14 protein-coding genes and 1 pseudogene are annotated in these 17,119 nt (G+C 70.4%); 6 read left to right on the top strand and 9 right to left on the bottom strand.

Annotated features, from left to right (window positions below):
• Positions 1-129 precede the first annotated feature (129 nt).
• The 4 genes from RWQ91_RS09935 to RWQ91_RS09920 all read left to right on the top strand — a co-directional run bounded on the left by RWQ91_RS09935 (position 130) and on the right by RWQ91_RS09920 (position 3,859).
• Positions 130-960, top strand: a complete 831-nt coding sequence (locus tag RWQ91_RS09935; RefSeq protein ID WP_314505542.1) for a universal stress protein — start codon at positions 130-132, stop codon at positions 958-960.
• Between the two features lie 44 nt (positions 961-1,004).
• Positions 1,005-2,672: a GAF domain-containing protein gene (locus RWQ91_RS09930; protein WP_314505539.1), complete on the top strand. Its 1,668-nt coding sequence runs from the start codon at positions 1,005-1,007 to the stop codon at positions 2,670-2,672.
• Positions 2,669-3,304, top strand: coding sequence for a response regulator transcription factor (locus RWQ91_RS09925; protein WP_314505538.1), 636 nt, complete (start codon positions 2,669-2,671; stop codon positions 3,302-3,304). Before RWQ91_RS09930 ends, RWQ91_RS09925 begins: the two co-directional genes overlap by 4 nt.
• Positions 3,305-3,406: 102 nt before the next feature.
• Positions 3,407-3,859, top strand: a complete 453-nt coding sequence (locus tag RWQ91_RS09920; RefSeq protein WP_314505536.1) for a pyridoxamine 5'-phosphate oxidase family protein — start codon at positions 3,407-3,409, stop codon at positions 3,857-3,859.
• A 2-nt stretch (positions 3,860-3,861) separates the two neighbouring features.
• On the opposite strand, the gene RWQ91_RS09915 is transcribed toward RWQ91_RS09920, so the two are convergent.
• The 6 genes from RWQ91_RS09915 to RWQ91_RS09890 form a co-directional block, all read right to left on the bottom strand.
• On the bottom strand, positions 3,862-4,434 hold the full coding sequence (locus RWQ91_RS09915; protein ID WP_314505533.1) for a pyridoxamine 5'-phosphate oxidase family protein: 573 nt from the start codon (positions 4,432-4,434) through the stop codon (positions 3,862-3,864).
• Positions 4,435-4,577: 143 nt separating this feature from the next.
• Positions 4,578-7,754 (bottom strand): S8 family serine peptidase, encoded by a 3,177-nt coding sequence (locus RWQ91_RS09910; protein ID WP_314505530.1) that lies wholly within the window; start codon positions 7,752-7,754, stop codon positions 4,578-4,580.
• 179 nt (positions 7,755-7,933) lie between these two features.
• Entirely contained in the window at positions 7,934-9,319 is a 1,386-nt protein-coding gene (locus RWQ91_RS09905; protein WP_314505527.1) for an aminotransferase class V-fold PLP-dependent enzyme, read from the bottom strand.
• 119 nt (positions 9,320-9,438) lie between these two features.
• Complete coding sequence (locus RWQ91_RS09900) at positions 9,439-10,398, bottom strand: alpha/beta hydrolase (protein WP_314505525.1); 960 nt, start codon at positions 10,396-10,398, stop codon at positions 9,439-9,441.
• 5 nt (positions 10,399-10,403) lie between these two features.
• Positions 10,404-12,101: a sigma-70 family RNA polymerase sigma factor gene (locus RWQ91_RS09895; protein WP_314505522.1), complete on the bottom strand. Its 1,698-nt coding sequence runs from the start codon at positions 12,099-12,101 to the stop codon at positions 10,404-10,406.
• 190 nt (positions 12,102-12,291) lie between these two features.
• Positions 12,292-12,960 carry a TetR/AcrR family transcriptional regulator gene (locus RWQ91_RS09890; RefSeq protein ID WP_314505520.1) on the bottom strand — a complete coding sequence of 223 codons (669 nt, stop codon included), beginning with the start codon at positions 12,958-12,960 and terminating at the stop codon, positions 12,292-12,294.
• A 93-nt stretch (positions 12,961-13,053) separates the two neighbouring features.
• On the opposite strand from RWQ91_RS09890, the gene RWQ91_RS09885 reads away from it, so the two are divergent.
• Together RWQ91_RS09885 and RWQ91_RS09880 are read left to right on the top strand one after the other, a co-directional pair.
• Complete coding sequence (locus RWQ91_RS09885) at positions 13,054-13,854, top strand: sugar phosphate isomerase/epimerase (RefSeq protein ID WP_314505516.1); 801 nt, start codon at positions 13,054-13,056, stop codon at positions 13,852-13,854.
• The gene (locus tag RWQ91_RS09880) at positions 13,854-15,014 is read left to right on the top strand and encodes a Gfo/Idh/MocA family oxidoreductase (protein ID WP_314505513.1); all 1,161 of its coding nucleotides are present in this window, start codon (positions 13,854-13,856) and stop codon (positions 15,012-15,014) included. Before RWQ91_RS09885 ends, RWQ91_RS09880 begins: the two co-directional genes overlap by 1 nt.
• Positions 15,015-15,196: 182 nt before the next feature.
• Here RWQ91_RS09880 and msrA read toward each other — a convergent pair whose 3' ends face one another.
• From msrA to RWQ91_RS09865, 3 genes and pseudogenes are all read right to left on the bottom strand, one after another.
• Positions 15,197-15,754 carry a peptide-methionine (S)-S-oxide reductase MsrA gene (gene msrA, locus RWQ91_RS09875; RefSeq protein ID WP_314505511.1) on the bottom strand — a complete coding sequence of 186 codons (558 nt, stop codon included), beginning with the start codon at positions 15,752-15,754 and terminating at the stop codon, positions 15,197-15,199.
• Positions 15,751-16,218, bottom strand: a complete 468-nt coding sequence (msrB, locus tag RWQ91_RS09870) for a peptide-methionine (R)-S-oxide reductase MsrB (protein WP_314505508.1) — start codon at positions 16,216-16,218, stop codon at positions 15,751-15,753. Before msrB ends, msrA begins: the two co-directional genes overlap by 4 nt.
• A gap of 128 nt (positions 16,219-16,346) precedes the next feature.
• A pseudogene (locus tag RWQ91_RS09865) lies at positions 16,347-17,119 on the bottom strand (hypothetical protein); the annotation flags it as partial.

The following is a 17,119-nucleotide window of genomic DNA, read 5'->3' as shown; positions in this document are numbered from 1 at the left end:
GACTCTTCCATGCCCGCAGACCGCCCGGCCCCGCCGAAGACGGGACGTTCGGCCCTGCGACACCGCGGTGTCGCGATCTACCGTGCCAGGAGCGGGGGTCCGATGTCGGCCGGCGGAAGGGAACGGGCGGTGGTGGAGACGATCGTGCTGGGCTTCGACGGCAGCGAGGCCTCGGTCATCGCGCTGGACTGGGTCGCCGAACGGGCCGCGAGGCCTCGTACGGCGGTGGAGATCGTGATGATCGGGGGCACTCTGCTCGAGGATGATCGCGACATCGGGCTCCTCGACGCCGAGCGGCGGCTGCTGGATCGAGCTCCGGAGGCGGAAGTGAGCTCGCACCGATTCCCCGGCAGGATGCCGGCCGCCCTGATCGAGCGGGCAAGGAACGCCGATCTGCTGGTGATCGGCGCTCGCCGCGGAATGCCGCTCTGGTCCGCTCTGTCGGGATGGATGCCGCTGCGCCTCACGTCGGGCTCAGGGGGGCCCGTCGTCGTGGTGCCGGACGATTGGGAACCGGCCACCGGTCGCGTCGTCGTGGGAGTGGACGACGATCGGTCATCGGTGGAGGCCGTCTCCTTCGCCGCGCGAGAGGCGGATTCGGCGCACGTCCCGCTGACGCTCGTGCACACGTGGACCATGCCCACTCCGCGGATGGAGGGCGCGGTGGTGCTGCTGGCCTCGCCCATCGAGGCCCGCGCGGGAGAGCGGCGCATCCTCCGCGACGCGGCGGTCGCCGCGCAGCTCACGAACTCCGAACTGGTGGTCGAACAGATCCTCGAGCAGAGCAGTCCCGCGTCGGCCCTGCTGCGCGCCGCCTTCGGGGCCTCACTGGTGGTCGTCGGGACTCACCACCGCGGCGTCATCGACGGGGCCCTGCTGGGCTCGGTCGGGCGCGATCTGCTCGCGGAATGCCGGACCCCTGTCTGCGTGGTCCCGGGCGCGGATCGAGCTGTCCGGTGAAGAAACGGCGACCTCACTAGACTCGCCCTCGACGGGAGGCGTCCATGTCTTCGGACCCGGGATCGCGGGCGCACGAGCACTCGAGGCGCGATGACGCCGCTCGGGCGCAGCGCCGCTTGCGCGATCTGCTCCGGGCCACCACGACAGTCGTCGAACGGCTCGACCTCGAAGTCGTCCTCCGGCGGATCGTCGAGGCGGCGATGGGACTCGTCGATGCGCGCTACGGTGCCCTCGGCGTGATCACCGCCGACGGCCGGAGCCTGGAGCGGTTCATCCACGTCGGGGTCGACCCGGCCCAGGTCGCCCACATCGGTCACCTTCCGAGCGGGAAGGGGCTGCTCGGAGCGGTCATCGCCGAGCATGCCCCGATCCGCCTGGAACACCTGACCGCCGACGCGCGTTCCGCCGGTTTTCCGGCCCATCACCCCGAGATGGAGTCCTTCCTGGGCGTTCCGATCCGGGTGGGTGACCAGGTCTACGGCAACCTCTACCTCACTCAAGGAGCGGGCGGCGGGTTCACGCAGGACGACGAGGAGCTCGTGGTGGCGCTCGCGGCGACGGCCGGTATCGCGATCGAGAATGCGCGGTTGTACGACCTGACCCGAGCCCGCGAGGCCTGGAGCGCGACGACCGCCGATGTGATGGCCGCGATGCTGGAGGCGACCGGAGAGGACGTGCTCGAGGTCATCGCCGAGCACGTCGGCGCCCTGATCGATGTGGACCTGGTCGCCGTCGCCGTTCCGCACGGCCCCGACGATCTGCGGATCACCACGGTGCACGGGGCCAGCGCCGAGCAGTGGCGGGGACAGATCATCCCGGCCGCGGGCACGCTCGCCTCGCGGGCACTCGCGACCCGGCGAGCGGCGAGCGTCGACGGGCAGGCGGGCCTGTTCGACGGCCAGAGCGACCTCGGCCCCACCGTGGCGATCCCCCTCTTCGCCGGCGACGAGCCGCTCGGTGTGCTGACGGTCTCGCGTCGCCCCCACGCCCCGGCTTTCACGGCCGCCGACCTCGACATGGCCTTCGCGTTCGCCGGGCAGGCAGGGGTCGCCATCGAGGTCGTCCGGGCCCGGGAAGACCGCCGACGCCTCGAACAGGCACGCGACCGCGCACGCATCGCGCGCGATCTGCACGATCACGTCATCCAGCGCCTCTTCGGCGCGGGGCTGTCCCTGCAGGCGGTTTCCGCGACGGTGGATGCCGAAGCATCGGCCGCGATCGAGACCCAGGTCGATGCTGTGGATGCGGCGATCAAGGACATCCGCACGGTGATCTTCGCGCTGGGATCCGGGGAGCGCGGCCAGAGCAGGCAGCCGCGGGACCGGCTGCTGAACGTCGTGTCGGAGCTGTCCACCGGGATGCCGGTCTCACCGCGGATCACGTTCACCGGACCGCTGGACTCCCTGGTGTCGGCGTCGCTCGCGGACGAGCTGACGGCGGTCCTGCGGGAGTGCCTCACGAACGTCGTCAAGCACGCGGGCGCGCGCAGCGTCGAAATCGACGTCAGCATCGACGCGGGGGTGGTCACCCTGAGGGTCGAGGACGACGGCCGCGGCATCCCTCCGTCGGCCCACCTCAGCGGTCTGGCGAACATGGCCGAGCGCGCGCAGCTGCTCGGAGGCACCTGCACGATCTCGGCGAGAGCCGGCGGAGGCACGCGGGTGGAGTGGTCGGTTCCGGCGGACTACCGCAGTGGGGCGCGACGACCATGATCCGCGTCTTCCTCGTCGATGACCACGAGATCGTGCGTCGCGGCATCGCGCAGCTGGTGGATGCCGAACCCGACCTGTCGGTGGTGGGGGAAGCGGGCTCGGTGACCGAGACGCAGCGCCGCATCGACGCGACGCTCCCCGACGTCGCGGTGCTGGATGTCCGCCTCCCCGACGGAAGCGGCATCGACCTGTGCCGCGACATCCGTTCGGCCCACCCCGACATCTCCTGCCTGATCCTGACGGCGTACGACGACGACGACGCGCTGCGCTCCGCGGTGCTCGCCGGGGCCAGCGGGTACGTGCTCAAAGACATCCGCAGCCGCGCGCTCATCGACGCGATCCGACGGGTGGCGTCGGGCCGTACCATCCAGTCGGCCGCTGTGCTGCAGCAGGCCGCGAGCACCCTCCGGCCCGATGCACGCACCGCCCCGATGCCCGCCCTGTCGCTGCGGGAGGGGCAGGTGCTGGGGCTGATCGCCGAGGGCCTGACCAACCGCGAGATCGGGGTTCGCCTGGGTCTGGCCGAGAAGACGGTCAAGAACTATGTGAGCGGTCTGCTGGCCAAGCTGGGCATGGAGCGGCGCACCCAGGCGGCGGTGTACGGCGCGGAGCGCCGGCGCGAGGGCTCCTGACGGCCGCCCGCAGGACCTTCGGCCCTTCCCGCGACCCCTCACGGGGGGTGCACTGATCACATGCCGACGGTGAGCCGTTCGGCGTCGAGCCGAGGAGCGATCATGCAGGAATTCGCCGACGACGAAGTCGTGGAGATGACGGACGCCGAGAACTGGAACCTGCTCGCACACGCCCAGCTGGGCAGGCTCGCCCTGAGTGTGCGCGATGAGGTCGACATCTTCCCGATCAACTTCGAGGTCTTCGAGGGTGCTCTCTACTTCCGGACCTCCCCAGGATCGAAGCTCGCGCAGCTGACGACCAACCCCCGCGTGGCGCTGGAAGCGGATCGCTACGACGACGAGACGGCCGCGAGCGTGATCGTCAAGGGCATCGCGGAACGGCTGGACCGGCAGGTCGACATCGACATGGCCGACGCGCTGCCGTTACATCCGTGGATCCCGACGCTGAAGTACCGGTGGGTGCGGATCACTCCGACCCGCGTGAGCGGCCGCCGCTTCCGCCGCGCACCGGAGCCTGACCGGTACGCCGTCGTGGACGGCGGACCGACCAGCTGAGGTCAATGGGTGGGCCGCGGCGGGAAGTGCGGGATCGGGACCGGACCCGTCGGCGGCCGTGCCGAGCCGGGCCATCCCTCGTCGGTCGCGGGAGGACGGACAGGCCGGTGAGCGCCCGTGGTCGTGCCCGCGCCGCCCAGCCAGTCGGCCGGTGCAGTCACACCTCGTCGGAACCGGCGGCCGGTCACCGAAGCGGGCGTGATGCGGACGAAGTCATGCTTCGGCGTCGGACTCGCCGGAGCGAGCTCGTCGACCCCCGACTCGTGGATCTCAGCATCCGAATCGAGGCGATGCGCACTGCCCTTGATGACGACGCTCCAGTGCGACAGCGGGTCCTCGCCGTCGATCTCGAACGCGACGGCGGGGCGGGCGGCGATGTCCATGAGCTTCGAACCGGGCGCGGATCGGAAGTAGACCGACCCGCTGTGAACGGTGAAGGTCACCGGGAAGATGTCCGGCGCCCCCTCGGAGCCCTCGACGGCGAGGCGACCGAGCGAGGTGCTCTCGAGCAGCCGCCAGCACTCGGTCGTCGTGAGGTGCTCCACGCGCTGGGGGGCATCCTTCGCCTTGGTCATGGGGTGCGATCCTCTCCGTCGTGAACAGCCCACGCCTCTTTGCCGCCCGTGTCCAGGGCCGAAGGTCCTCCGGGCGACGCAGGCCCTGCACGCAGAAGGGCCGGGAGTCTGACGACACCCGGCCCACCCTTGCGCGCTTTGGACTACTGCGCGATCTGCACCAGTCCCCAATCGGCGGTGGCCGCGCTGCCGTAGAGCAGCAGCATGCCCGTCTGGGTCGAGGCGCCGGTAGCGCCGGTCGCCTGCACGGCCACAGTCGAGGTCGACTTCGCGGGCACGGTGATCGTGCCGGAGGACGGCGTGTACTTCACCTCACCCGACGTGAACGTCTGCCCCTCGATGGCGTCGGTGGTGCTTCCCGTGAAGTAGTTGTCCACCGCGTAGACGCTGAAGCCGAACGTCTGCCCCGGTGCGATGCCGAGCGCTTCGGCGGGCGCACTGAGGATCTGCGTCGAGGAGTCGAAACCGCCCTGGTCGAAGAAGTACGCTCTCGACGCTCCGGTGGCAAGGTCTGCCACGTAGACCACGGTCTGACCGGTCACGGCGAATCCGCCCAGCTCGGCGTTGTAGAGGGCGTAGTCATCGGTTCCGTCGTTGTTCGAGTCGACGTAGACGTCGAACTCGGCCGGGTAGTTCAGCACGGTACGGCGATCGTACGTCGCGATACCGAACTGGATGACGCCGTCCTCGGGCTCACGCACTCCCACGGCCGCGAGATCGACGATCGCCGCGCTGCTGCCCGGCGACCCGGGCTCGCCCGGTGCCGGATCGGGCAGCTCGGGGCTCGTTCCGGTCAGTGCGAAGATGTCGACGTCACCGGACGCCACGTTGGAGCTGTTCTTCAGCTTCAGCGTTCCGCTGCCGTCCTTCTTCAGTTTCAGCGACGACGAGGCGCTCACATCAGCGGCCTTCTTCGGCAGCACCGTCCATCCGATTTTCACGGTCTCCGTGTCGGAGGTCGCCGTGATCCAGCCGTCGAACTCCGGCCCGTTCAGCAGCGATCCGTCGCCCCCGGTGGCCCCGACGTCGTTGAACGGCCAGTCCTGCAGCTTCGACCCGTCGATCGTGACCTGCACCTTGATCTTCTGGGTCTGACCGGCCGGGAGGATGACGCTGTTCGGAGCGAACTTCACCGCGACCGCACCGCTGGCCTGGTCCGCCTCCTCGCGGAAGCTCGCGTCGAGGGCGTACTTCTGCTTCGCGTCCGACGTGTTGGTGAGCGTGAGCTCGACGTCGGCCCTGTAGTTCGTCGTCGTCACCGACGGGATGCCGAGGCCGACGTTGCCGCCCGCGCCGGTCGTCGACAGCACGCTGGTCGCGTCGGCCGCCGGAGCGACCCGGACCTCGCCCGCGCCGATGCGCGAGACCGGGGTGGGGATGAATCCGTCGGCCGTCGGCGTGCGGTTGGTGCTGTCCGCGCCGTTGAGCAGACGCGCCTTGATCGTCAGCGGAGTCGCATCGGGGAATTTGTCGATCAGCAGAGCCGCTGCGCCCGACACCACCGGTGCCGCACCGGACGTGCCGCCGAAGTTCGTCTCCTCGGTCGCCGTGCCGGTCTCGGCCGACAGCCACGCACCGGGAGCGCCGATGTCGGGCTTGGCGCGGTTGTCACCGACCGTGGTGCCGCGGCTCGACGTGCCGACCATCGTGTTGGCCAGGCCGATCGCGTTCGCGGGATCGATCGTGACCGAGACGGGACCCGCTCCGAGCGCATCCACCAGCGCCAGACCCGCGCTCTGCGAGATGCTGAAGGTGGGCACGGTGACCGGCACCGTGCTGCCGAAGCTGAAGCTGGGCGGGTCGCCGGGCGCGTTGTTGTAGATGATCACGGCGATGGCGCCGGCCGCCTGCGCGTACACCGCCTTGTCCGACACGTTGCACGAGCCTCGCGCGACGAGCGCGATCGACCCGGCCGGGAAGGACGCGTATGCATCCTGCGAGCAGCCGAGGCCGCCGGTGTCCGTCGGCCGTGCGAGACCCGCCGTCAGCGCGGTCGTCGGGGCCGGCGACCAGGACTGCAGCACCGCATTGGTGATCGCGGGGCCGGAGCTGGGCTGGATGACCCACTGGAGATCGTCAGGAAGCGAGGTCTGCGCGACGCTGATCGCGCCGGGGGCTGTCGAGGGCGAGCCGACGATGAAGGGACGGTCGGCGGAGTTTCCCGCGGACACGACCACCACGACGCCCGCGTTCACGAGGTTGTTCACGGCGAAGGCCGAATCGTCCTGCTCCTGCCCGTAGGACGAGCCGAGCGACATGTTGACGACGTCGACGGCATCCGAGATGTCGCCGTCGCCGTTGGGGTCCAGCGACCAGTCGAGGCCGAGGAGGATCGCCACGCCGTTGCAGGACGTCGAAACGGCGGAACACACCTTGACCGCATACAGCGAGGTGCCCGGGGCGATGCCGATGTGGCTGCCGTCGGCGCTTCTGCCGCCGATGATGTCGGCGACATGCGTGCCGTGCCCGGCATCGCTGCCCGCGTCGATCGGGTTGGGGTCCTCGAGACGCGCTGCGTTCGGCCACGTCTCGCCGACGAAGTCGTATCCGCCCTTGACCTTGGACGCGGCTTCGCCGAAGAGCGTCGCGCAGACACCGGTGACGGCGGCAGCGGCGCCGGCGAAGCATTCGTCGGTGACCGCCTGGTCGCCGGGTCCGCCGAGGTTGACGTGCGTGAAGTCGATTCCCGAGTCGAGCACGGCGACCTTGACACCGGTGCCGTCGTAGCCCTCCGCGTGCACCGGAGCGGCCTGCACGTATTCGATCGCCTGAGCGAGGCTACCGGACTCGACCGGTTCGTCCTGCGCCGCGGCGCCGACGCGACCGGCGTCGGTCTGGTAGGTGCGGATGGGGTTGACCGAGATGACGTTGGGGAGAGCCGCGAGCTGCTCGAGCTGGCCGGCGTCGACCGAGACGGCGACGAGGTTGGCCGCAAGGTCGGTGCGTCCGAGCTCGCTGACGCCGAGCTCGCCCGCCGCGGCGACGAATTCGTCCTGCTGCGCGGTGACCTTGTCCTTCTTGGCGCGCTGGTCTGACTTGCCCGGCACATTGCCGTCGGCGATCGCTCCTTCGGGCACCGTCTCTGCGATCGCCGGCTCAGCCAGGCGCACGCTCACCTCGACCGTGCCGGATGCCCGCTTCAGCGAGTCGGCGAGCCCGCGCGGCGAGGGCGCGGTGTATCCGTCGGCATTGACGGTGTCGGGCACGCTGGGCGGTGAGACCGGGTCCGCGGCCCATGCCGGCGACGAGCCGAAAACGAGGGCGGGGACGGCGACACCGGCGACGATGCCGGTGACGATGGCGCGAAGGCGACGATTCATGACACTCCCGGGGGGTTGAGGTCGTGACGACACGAGGCGGACGTCGTGGTCCGCCTGCGACTGGGGGGCAGTTCGATGAGTCTATGTGTCCGTTATGACACCGGCAATGGGCCGTTTGGGGGACACGGCGTGCGACCGGGTTCCACGGGAACGCGACCGGGTGTCATCGTCCTGGGCCGTCAGCGAAGCGTGTCGAGGATGTCCGTGAGGGTCTCGAAAGTGGTGAGGGGACTGATGATCGCGAAGCGCAGCACGGTCTCGCCGGCGTGCGAACTGGGCACCACGAAGGCCCTCTGCTCCTCCAGCAGCCTGCTCGACCACTCCTGATAGTCGGCGGGCGTCCACCCCTCGCGGCGGAAGACGACAACGGACAGCTGGGGGTCGCGCACGAGCGAGAGGCCCTCGCGTGCGGTGATCTCCTCGGCGATGCGCTGAGCGAGCAGGATGCCGCCGTCGATGGCGGCCCGGTAGTGCTCGGTGCCGTGCGTGGCGAGCGAGAACCACAGCGGAAGGCCTCGTGCGCGACGGGTGAGCTGGATCGCGAGGTCCGACGGGTTCCAATCGGCGGATTCGGTCAGCGTGTCGAGGTACTCCGCCTTCTGGGTGTGGGCTGCGAGCGCCACGGAGGGGTCGCGGTAGATGAGGGCGCAGGCGTCGAAGGGAGCGAAGAGCCACTTGTGCGGGTCCACGATGACCGAGTCCGCCTCGCCGACGCCCTCGAAGACCGGACGCATGCGCTCGACGAGCATGGCGGCCAAGCCGTACGCGCCGTCGACATGCAGCCATACGTCGCGGCCCCGGGTGGCGGCGGCCACCGAGGCGATGTCGTCCACGATGCCGAAGTTCGTGGTGCCCCCGGTCGCCACGACGGCGAACACCGCGGCCCCGTGCTCATCGAGCGCGGCCGCGACGGCGTCGCCGTGCAGCCGGCCCCCGGCATCCGGAGTCGCCGTGACGACGTCGACGTCCATCACGGCCGCGGCCGACGCGATCGAGGAGTGCGCCTCGGCGCTGCACACGATGATCCAGCGCGCGGGATCCGGCAGGCCGGCGGCGCGTTGGCGACGTCGGGCCACATCGCGGGCGGCGACGAGGGCGGACAGGTTCCCGATCGTGCCGCCCTGCACGAACACGCCTCCCGCGCCCGCCGGAAGCCCGAACTCGCTCGCGAGCCAGTGCAGCACCTCGTTCTCGGCGTAGACGGCGCCGGCGCCCTCCATCCACGAGCCGGCGTAGATCGCCGACGCCGAGACGACCACATCGAAAGCCAGGGCGGCCTTGGTCGGGGCCGAGGGGATGAAGGACAGGTATCCGGGGTGATCGGTCGAGATGCAGGCCGGCGCCAGCACGTTCTCGAAGAGGCCGATCGCGCGCCGCGCCCCGATGCCGTCGGGCGTGATCGATCCCGAAGCCAGGCGTGCCAGATCGCGCGGGGACATCGCCTTGTCGAGGGGGATGTTCTCGAACAGCGCGCGGCGCCGCGCGTAGTGCAGCACCTCGTCGACGGTGTCGCGGGTGTCATCCGAGATCGCGTGCATGTGCTCGGGCTGGGGGGCGTGGTTCATTGTGGACTCCTCATCGAGGCGGTACGACGCTGCGCGTTCGGGATGCCGCAGGCGAGCGCCCCTGACAGTCTGGCCGTCCGCGGCACGCAGAGCGAGCCCCGGGCGCCGCGCCGGGAGAATCAGCCTTCGAGCATCCGGGTGAGCCAGCGATCGCGCGCGGCGGCGGCAGCGCGGGCGAGCGAAGAGGCGGGAGCGAAGTTCTCGAATCCGTGGAAGCCGCCTGGCCACACGTGCAGCTCTGCGGCGCCGCCGCCCGCCCAGAGGCGCGACGCGTAGGCGACGGTCTCATCGCGGAAGACCTCGGCGCTGCCCACCGAGAGGAAAGCCGGCGGCAGGCCGCCGACATCTCGCGCTCGGGCGGGCGCCGCAGACTCCGCGACGTCGCCTCCGCCGCGACGGTCGCCGAGCAGAGCGGTCCACCCCGTCTCGTTGCTCGTGCGGTCCCACACGCCCACTCCGTCGATCTGTCGCGCGGACTCGGACTCGTTCCGGTCATCGAGCATCGGGCTCACCAGGAGCTGTCCGGCCACGGGCGGACCGCCGCGCTGCCGCGAGAGGAGCGTCACACCGGCGGCGAGGCCCGCGCCGGCGCTCTGACCGGCGACGATGATGCGAGCCGGGTCGATCCCGAGTTCGGTGCTGCGCGCCGCCATCCAGGCGAGCGCTGCGAAGCAGTCCTCGACCGGCACCGGGTCGGCGTGCTCCGGGGCGAGACGGTAGTCGACGGCGACGATCACGGCACCGTGGCTCGCCACGAAGGGCAGGTAGCCGCCCACCCCGCCGAACCGGTTGCCGAAGATCATCCCCCCGCCGTGCAGGTACAGGAGGCCGGGGCCGGTCGTGACCGGCTGGACCGGGCGGAAGACCGACGCGCCGAGGTCGGCATCCGCGAAGCCCGGGATCGTGCGATCTTCGTGGGCGATCCCGAGTCGATCGACGAGCCCGCCGACCGTCGGGTCCGGTGCGAGGGCGCGGAAGCGCCCGATCATCCCGGGCGTGATGGAGGGGGGAACCGTGCTGGACAGCGCCTCGAGCACCGGCCGCAGCTCCGGGTCGATGTACGGCGCAGCCGGCGGCATGAAAGCTATGGGCCGCTGGGGGTGACGGTCTCGGTGGACGCCACGGCTGCCTCGCCCACAGCGTCGGTCGCGGCCGACGCGGCGACGGGAGGAGCGGCGGCCTGGGTGCTCGCCTCGCCGGTGGTCGGTGCTGCGCTCGCCGCGCTGCGGGCCGATGGAGCGGGGCCGGGCACGTCGGGATTCCCCTCCGTCGCTGTGGGAGCGGTCGCGGTATCCGGGATCGTGCCGACCTCCGCGCCGGCGTTCCCCGCGTCCGACGGGTCCGCGGCGCCCGCCTGGCTGCCCTTGTCGGTCGGGTTCGGGTTCCCGCTCCCCTTGCCGTTCGCCGTGGCGTGGGGATTCGCATTCGCGTTCGGCGCCGTCGCAGGGTTGCCGGTGCCCGTGGGAGGAGCCTCGCTCTTTCCGCCGCCGTTGGATTTCGCCGCGTCGGGCTTGGCGTCGGGTTTCGGGCCACTGTTCCCCTCCGCTGGGGACTCGGGAGCACCGGCCCCCTCGGGACGTCCTCCTCGAGGTTCGGGCTGCTCGGCGGCCTCGGAATCCGTGTCGGAGTCCGCCTCGATCACCCGGCCGGCGTCCGGTCCACCCGCCGCGATCGAGACCGGGATGTCGACGTCGCCGGCAAGCAGCACGGCACCGAGGTCGGCGTTGTGCTCGGAGATCTCGGAACGATGGTGGGTGATGGATTCGTGCTGGGCCGAGACGATGAGCATCTGCGTCGGCGGGACGATCATGGTCGCCACGATGGCGCACGCGGCTACCTTGCCGACCACGGTCAGCGCAGCGCCACCGGCGGCGGTGCTTCCGCCGCCGACCGTGGCGAAGACGGTGGCCGTCGCTGTGGGGGCGACGACGCCGGAGGCGACGGCGCCAGACGCGACGGCGCCCGAGCCGAGCTTCGATGCGAATGCGGCCAAGCTGCCACCCGCCAGCGCGAACGGCAGCAGGATGAGGGCGAGGCGGCCCGGTGTGAGCAGCTCGGACAGCTCCTCCAGAACGGAGGTGCAGTGCGCGCAGCCGGTCACGTGATGCTCCACCCGCAGGCGATCGCGGCGCGAGAGCCCGTTGCGCGAATAGGCGCCGAGCAGCGGCGTGACCGCTTCGCACCCGCGGTCGAGGTCGGAGTGCACGCTGATGTGCTGCTGCAGCCACGCGGTGCGCAGTGCCTCGCGCGCCCGGAACGAGAGCGCGGAGACCGCGTTCGGATTCATTCCCAGCAGCGTCGCGGTGTGCTCGCGCGAATAGCCCTCGACCTCGAGATACCACAGCACTTCCTGCCACCGCGCGGGCAGCGACATGAACGCGCGGGCGGTCGCCGAACCGTCGAAGCTGCGCAGCGAGGCGACATCGGCGCCCCGGTCGCCGACGACGTCTTCGATCGCGTCGCCCGCGGGGTCGGTGCGCCGTGCGCGCACCATGGAGATGTAGGTGTTGCGCACGGCCGAGCGCATGTAATAGCGGAAGTCCTCTTCCGGGCCCCGCCCGGCTTTGATCGCCGAGTACACCTTGAGGAAGGCCTCAGACACGACGTCGTCGGCATCCGAGCTCGTCAGGGTCCTCGCGTATTTGAGCGCGCTGACGGAATGCCGCGCGTAGAGCGCGGCATACGCACGTCGTGATCCGTCTCGGGTCGCGCGAACCAGTTCGGCGTCGCTCAATTCCCCAAAATCGGTGCGAACATGCGACGATCCCACATCGCCTGCCATGGAGCATGCCTATCACGGCGACGCCCGCAAAGGAAGCGGCGAGACCCAACCGCGACCTGGGAACGAATAAGGGCCGACGCTGACTTCTGGGGATGAAACCAAGCAGCGGCGGCCCAGGCACTGTTGGGGCAGCACCGTGAAGCACAAGTTCTCTACTTCACACTCCTAGGACGCCGTCCGGCGGCATCCATTACGCGGTTCTCGAGGAATTCTTGTCGGACTCCGCCGGGTCGGGCTCGAGGATCAGTTCGAGCAGCGCCAGGCTGCGCTCGATGCCCACCGACGGCTCGAGCAGCCACTGCGTCTGCAGGCCGTCGGATGCCGCGATGACGAGGGCCGCCATCGCCTCGGGATCCACGTCCGCGCGGATGCCGCCCTCCTCTTGTCCGATGCGGATCAGAGCCGACAGGCGGTCGCGGATCCTGGCGAATCGCGTCGCGAAGAACTCGCGCGAATACTCGCGGTCGGGTTCCAAAGAGCCGGCGAGCAGCGAGGTGTACAGCGAGACGAAGCCCGGTACCGTCACGTTGCGGTGCGCGGCCCGCACCATTCCTCCGACCACCTCGTCGTGAGCGCGCCGATCGTCGGCCGTCCTGTAATCGTCGTGACGGCGCTCCCGCTCGCGGAGGACCTCGACCAGCAGCTCTTCGCGCGAGCCGAAGTAGTGCAGCAGAGCAGCGTGCGAGACGCCGATCTTCTCGGCGATGGCGCGCAGCGACGTGCCTTCTGATCCTTTGGCCGCGAAGACCTCGATGGCCCGATCGAGGATCTCCTGACGGCGAGCCACGCCTTTGGCGTACGAGCGCGGGCGACGCGACGACGCGGGATCCTCGGTCGGTACGGCGGGCGGCGTGGACATGCTCGGAGCCTAGCAAGATAAAACCTCCACGTGGTGGTTTTATCTGGTACCGTTCCCGAGACGCAACGACGCCCCGTAGAAAGCAGGACACCCATGACCACCCCGGCGATCTCCATCCAGCTGTGGACAGTGAGAGACGAACTGACCGCCGACCTCGACGGCACACTGACGCAGCTGAGTGACATCGGGTTCAGGAATGTCGAGGCCTTCGGCTTCGTCAGCCGCGCGGACGAGCTGGCCGCCGCCTTCGCGCGCCACGGCATCGCCTCCCCGACCGGCCACGCCTCGCTCGCCTCGGGCACCGAGAACCCCTTCGATGCCTCGATCGCCGTCCCGACACCGGAAGAGGTGTTCGCCGCGGCGCAGAAGCTGGGCATGACGACGGTCTTCGACCCGTTCGTGGCTCCCGACCGGTGGGAGAGCGTCGAAGAGATCACCAAGACCGCCGACGCGCTCAATGCGGCGGCCGCGATCGGTGCCGGCTACGGCATCTCGGTCGGCTACCACAACCACAATCAGGAGTTCCTGACCAAGATCGACGGGCGCTTCCCGCTCGAGATCTTCGCCGAGCTGCTGGATCCCGCGGTGAGCCTCGAGCTCGACCTGTACTGGGCCGCGGCCGGCGGCGCCGACGTGGCCGCCCTGGTCGAACGGCTGGGAGACCGGGTGACCGCGCTGCACGTGAAGGACGGCACCCTCGAGCCGCTGCCGACCCTCGGCGCCGTCCCGACCGACCAGGTGCCGGCCGGTCAAGGGGTCGTCGCACTGTCGGCAGCGCTGGATGCCGCGCACAGCGCCCAGTACGCCGTCGTCGAGTTCGACGCCTATCCCGGGGACATCTGGCAGGGCGTCCGGGTCGGCTACGAGTTCCTCACAGCTCGGGGACTGGTCTGATGGCCGCCTCCGCTCCGGTCGGGTCGGGCCCGGTCGGCGTCGGCATCGTCGGCGTCGGCAACATCAGCGACACCTACATCGAGAACCTGCAGAGCTTCCCCGACCTCGAGGTGCTGATCCTGGGGGACCTGCTGCTGGATCGGGCCGCCTCGCAGGCGCAGAAGCACGGCGTGGCGGCATCCGGCAGCACCGCCGACGTGCTCGCTCACCCCGGCGTGGAACTCGTCATCAACCTCACGGTGCCGGCCGCGCACGTCGAGATCTCGGCACAGGCGATCGCCGCGGGCAAGCACGTGTGGTCCGAGAAGCCGATCGGCATCGACCGGGAGAGCGCGCGGGCGCTGCTCGCTCAGGCGGATGCCGCCGGCCTGCGTGTCGGGATCGCCCCCGACACCGTGCTCGGGCCCGGCATCCAGTCGGCGAAGCGGGCGATCGAACGGGGCGAGATCGGCCGGCCGCTGTTCGCGCAGACGAGCATGCAGTACCAGGGACCCGAGGTGTTCCACCCGAACCCCGGGTTCCTTTTCGCGCACGGCGCGGGCCCGCTCTTCGACATGGGCCCGTACTACTTCACCACCCTGGTGAGCATCCTCGGCCCCGTGGCCGCGGTCGCGGCGCTGGGCCTGAAGGCGACAGAAGAACGCGAGATCCTCGTCGGCCCGGATGCCGGCTCGAGGTTCCCGGTCGAGGTCCCGTCCACCATCAACGTCCTGGCCTCGTTCGAGAGCGGCGCACAGGCGCAGTCGTTCCTGAGCTTCGACTCGCCGCTGCGCCGCCAGGGCATCGTCGAGATCTCGGGCACCGAGGGCACGATCGTGCTGCCGGATCCGAACAGGTTCACCGGACGCACGGCGGTGACCCGCGCGTTCAGCCACCGCGGCAGCGACCCGGCCCACGCCGCCGTCGCCGAGCAGCCGTGGGAGGACGTGCCCGAGGAGGGCGTCGTCGCCGGCCGCGGTCTGGGGGCACTCGACATGGCACGGGCGATCCGCACGGGCCGGCCGCACCGCGCGACCGGCGAGCTGGGCTATCACGTCCTGGACACGATGGTCTCGGCGCAGGAGTCCGTTGCGCGCGGCGAGTTCGTCGCCGTGGAGAGCACGGTCGGCCCGATCGAGTCCGTCCCGGTCGACTTCGACCCGTTCGCGCGCACGCTGTAGACCCCGGCTGGGTGCCGAAAGCCCGGTCGATCACACGACACGCCGTGCTGCGGCATCCGTTCACGGGGTGTCGTCGTGACGGACCGGGCTTTCGCGCCTGGACGGTGCCGAAGAGGACGAAAGCAGCCGCCCGGCAGACGAAAACGGCCGGACCCTCAGGGGTCCGGCCGTTCGTCGTCGATCTAGACCGCCGAGGCGGCGTCGCGCTTGGGCAGCACCCAGCCCGGACGCACGAAGTGGCAGGTGTAGCCGTGCGGGATGCGCACGAGGTAATCCTGGTGCTCGGGCTCGGCCTCCCAGAACGGGCCGGCGGGCTCGATCGTGGTGACCGCCTTCCTGGGCCACAGCCCGGAAGCGTCGACGTCGGCGATCGTGTCGCGGGCGATCTGCTCCTGCTCGGGCGTGAGCGGGAAGATCGCCGAGCGATAGCTCGTGCCGATGTCATTGCCCTGACGGTTCAGCGTCGACGGGTCGTGGATCTGGAAGAAGAACGCCAGGATGTCGCGGTAGGTCGTCTTGGTCGGGTCGAAGACGATCTCGACCGCCTCCGCATGACCGGGGTGCTTGCGGTACGTGGCGTGCTCGTTGGTTCCGCCGGTGTACCCCACGCGCGTGTCGATCACGCCGGGCTGGCGACGGATCAGGTCCTCGACACCCCAGAAGCACCCGCCCGCGAGCACGGCGGTCTCGGTGCCGGGGGTTCGGGTGATCTCGCCCTTGTCGAATGGTCCGCTGGTCATGATGCGTTCTCCTCAGTGGTGGTGGCGAACAGGCCGCGGTAGTCACCGTAGCCCTGCTCCTCGAGCTGCGCGACGGGCACGAAGCGCAGTGCGGCCGAGTTCATGCAATAGCGCAGACCCCCGGCATCCCGGGGTCCGTCGTCGAAGACGTGACCCAAGTGGCTGTCGGCGCCCGACGAGCGCACCTCGGTGCGCCGCATCCACAGCTTGCCGTCGACCTTCTCGGTGACGGCCGCGGGCTCCAGGGGCCGGGTGAAGCTCGGCCACCCCGTGCCGCTGTCGTACTTGTCGGTGGACGAGAAGAGCGGCTGGCCCGAGACGACGTCGACGTAGATGCCGTCCTCGTGGTTGTTCCAGTACTCGTTGCGGAACGGCGGCTCGGTGCCGTCATCCTGCGTGACCCGGTACTGAGCGGGCGTGAGGCGACTGAGTGCGTCGGCAGTCGCGCGGTAGTCGTGTGTCATTCGCTGTCCTTCCTGGACGACGCGGCTGGCTGCAGCGTCTATAAAGCAGAACGGATGCCGCACCGGTTTTGGTCCCGCCAAGCTGGGAGCGGGCCGTGAGTTCTTGCGCCGGAGCGGGGCCGCGGCGGTCAGAGCTCGGTGCTGCTGAGCACGTCGCTCGCGGCGATCTTGAGGGTGCCGCCCTCATCGACGAGCTGGTAGGCCGTGACCTCCTGCACGACGCGCCCGTCGCGGAAGTAGTAGGTCAGCGTGGCCTGCGCGCGATCGGCGGCCGGCGCGCTGACATCGGCGATCTCGACGGCGGAGATCGCCGCCCAGAAGGCCTCGTACGCCCCGCGCCCGCCCGCGTGATTCTGCTGGTAGTCGGCGGTCATCAACGGCCATGCGGCATCCAGATCGCCCGGGAGGTTCGCGTAGTAGGCGGTCACGGAATCGACGACCCGCTGCTGCGGATCCGGAGCGGGAGCCGGCTGAGCGGGCTCCGGGGCGGGCTCGGTCGGCTCGGTGGGTGCAGACGGCGACGTCGACGGATCCGGAGCGGGCGTCTCCGTCGGAGTGGGGGCGGCCGAGCTGGGGGACTGCTGCGGCTGAGCCGAGTCGTCCACCGCCGGGAACGGATTGCCCACCAGGATCGCCACGACCAGCACGATGATCGCAACGGCGGCGACCGCCGCGCCGATCACGAGCGCTCGCCGACGACGTGGTCGCCCGGCCGCCGCGGTCGCGCCCGTCGCCGGCGCGGAATGATCCGGAAGCCGCTCGGTCTCCGCGGTCGGCGCCTCGTACCGCGTGGGCCGGTCGACGCGCTCGGTGGTCCCCGTGCGCTCGAACGCTGCAGCCGCGGGCACCGTCGGAGGCGGCTCGGGGGCGGAGGCGGGCACGGCGGGCACGGTGGGAGGCG

The sequence above is a fragment of the uncultured Microbacterium sp. genome (genome assembly GCF_963524805.1).
In the GTDB taxonomy this organism is placed as follows: Bacteria; Actinomycetota; Actinomycetes; order Actinomycetales; family Microbacteriaceae; genus Microbacterium.
The sequence above is the reverse complement of the archived record's forward strand: the minus strand, read 5'-3'. Positions and strand labels throughout refer to the sequence as shown.

Bases quoted from the DNA above. Each gene is read 5' to 3' on its own strand.
- RWQ91_RS09930 (WP_314505539.1), top strand. From the start codon at position 1,005: ATGTCTTCGGACCCGGGATCGCGGGCGCACGAGCACTCGAGGCGCGAT.
- RWQ91_RS09895 (WP_314505522.1), bottom strand. From the start codon at position 12,101: ATGGCAGGCGATGTGGGATCGTCGCATGTTCGCACCGATTTTGGGGAA.
- msrA (WP_314505511.1), bottom strand. From the start codon at position 15,754: ATGACCAGCGGACCATTCGACAAGGGCGAGATCACCCGAACCCCCGGC.
- RWQ91_RS09915 (WP_314505533.1), bottom strand. From the start codon at position 4,434: ATGACCAAGGCGAAGGATGCCCCCCAGCGCGTGGAGCACCTCACGACG.
- RWQ91_RS09920 (WP_314505536.1), top strand. From the start codon at position 3,407: ATGCAGGAATTCGCCGACGACGAAGTCGTGGAGATGACGGACGCCGAG.
- msrB (WP_314505508.1), bottom strand. From the start codon at position 16,218: ATGACACACGACTACCGCGCGACTGCCGACGCACTCAGTCGCCTCACG.
- RWQ91_RS09900 (WP_314505525.1), bottom strand. From the start codon at position 10,398: ATGCCGCCGGCTGCGCCGTACATCGACCCGGAGCTGCGGCCGGTGCTC.
- RWQ91_RS09910 (WP_314505530.1), bottom strand. From the start codon at position 7,754: ATGAATCGTCGCCTTCGCGCCATCGTCACCGGCATCGTCGCCGGTGTC.
- RWQ91_RS09885 (WP_314505516.1), top strand. From the start codon at position 13,054: ATGACCACCCCGGCGATCTCCATCCAGCTGTGGACAGTGAGAGACGAA.
- RWQ91_RS09890 (WP_314505520.1), bottom strand. From the start codon at position 12,960: ATGTCCACGCCGCCCGCCGTACCGACCGAGGATCCCGCGTCGTCGCGT.
- RWQ91_RS09925 (WP_314505538.1), top strand. From the start codon at position 2,669: ATGATCCGCGTCTTCCTCGTCGATGACCACGAGATCGTGCGTCGCGGC.
- RWQ91_RS09880 (WP_314505513.1), top strand. From the start codon at position 13,854: ATGGCCGCCTCCGCTCCGGTCGGGTCGGGCCCGGTCGGCGTCGGCATC.
- RWQ91_RS09905 (WP_314505527.1), bottom strand. From the start codon at position 9,319: ATGAACCACGCCCCCCAGCCCGAGCACATGCACGCGATCTCGGATGAC.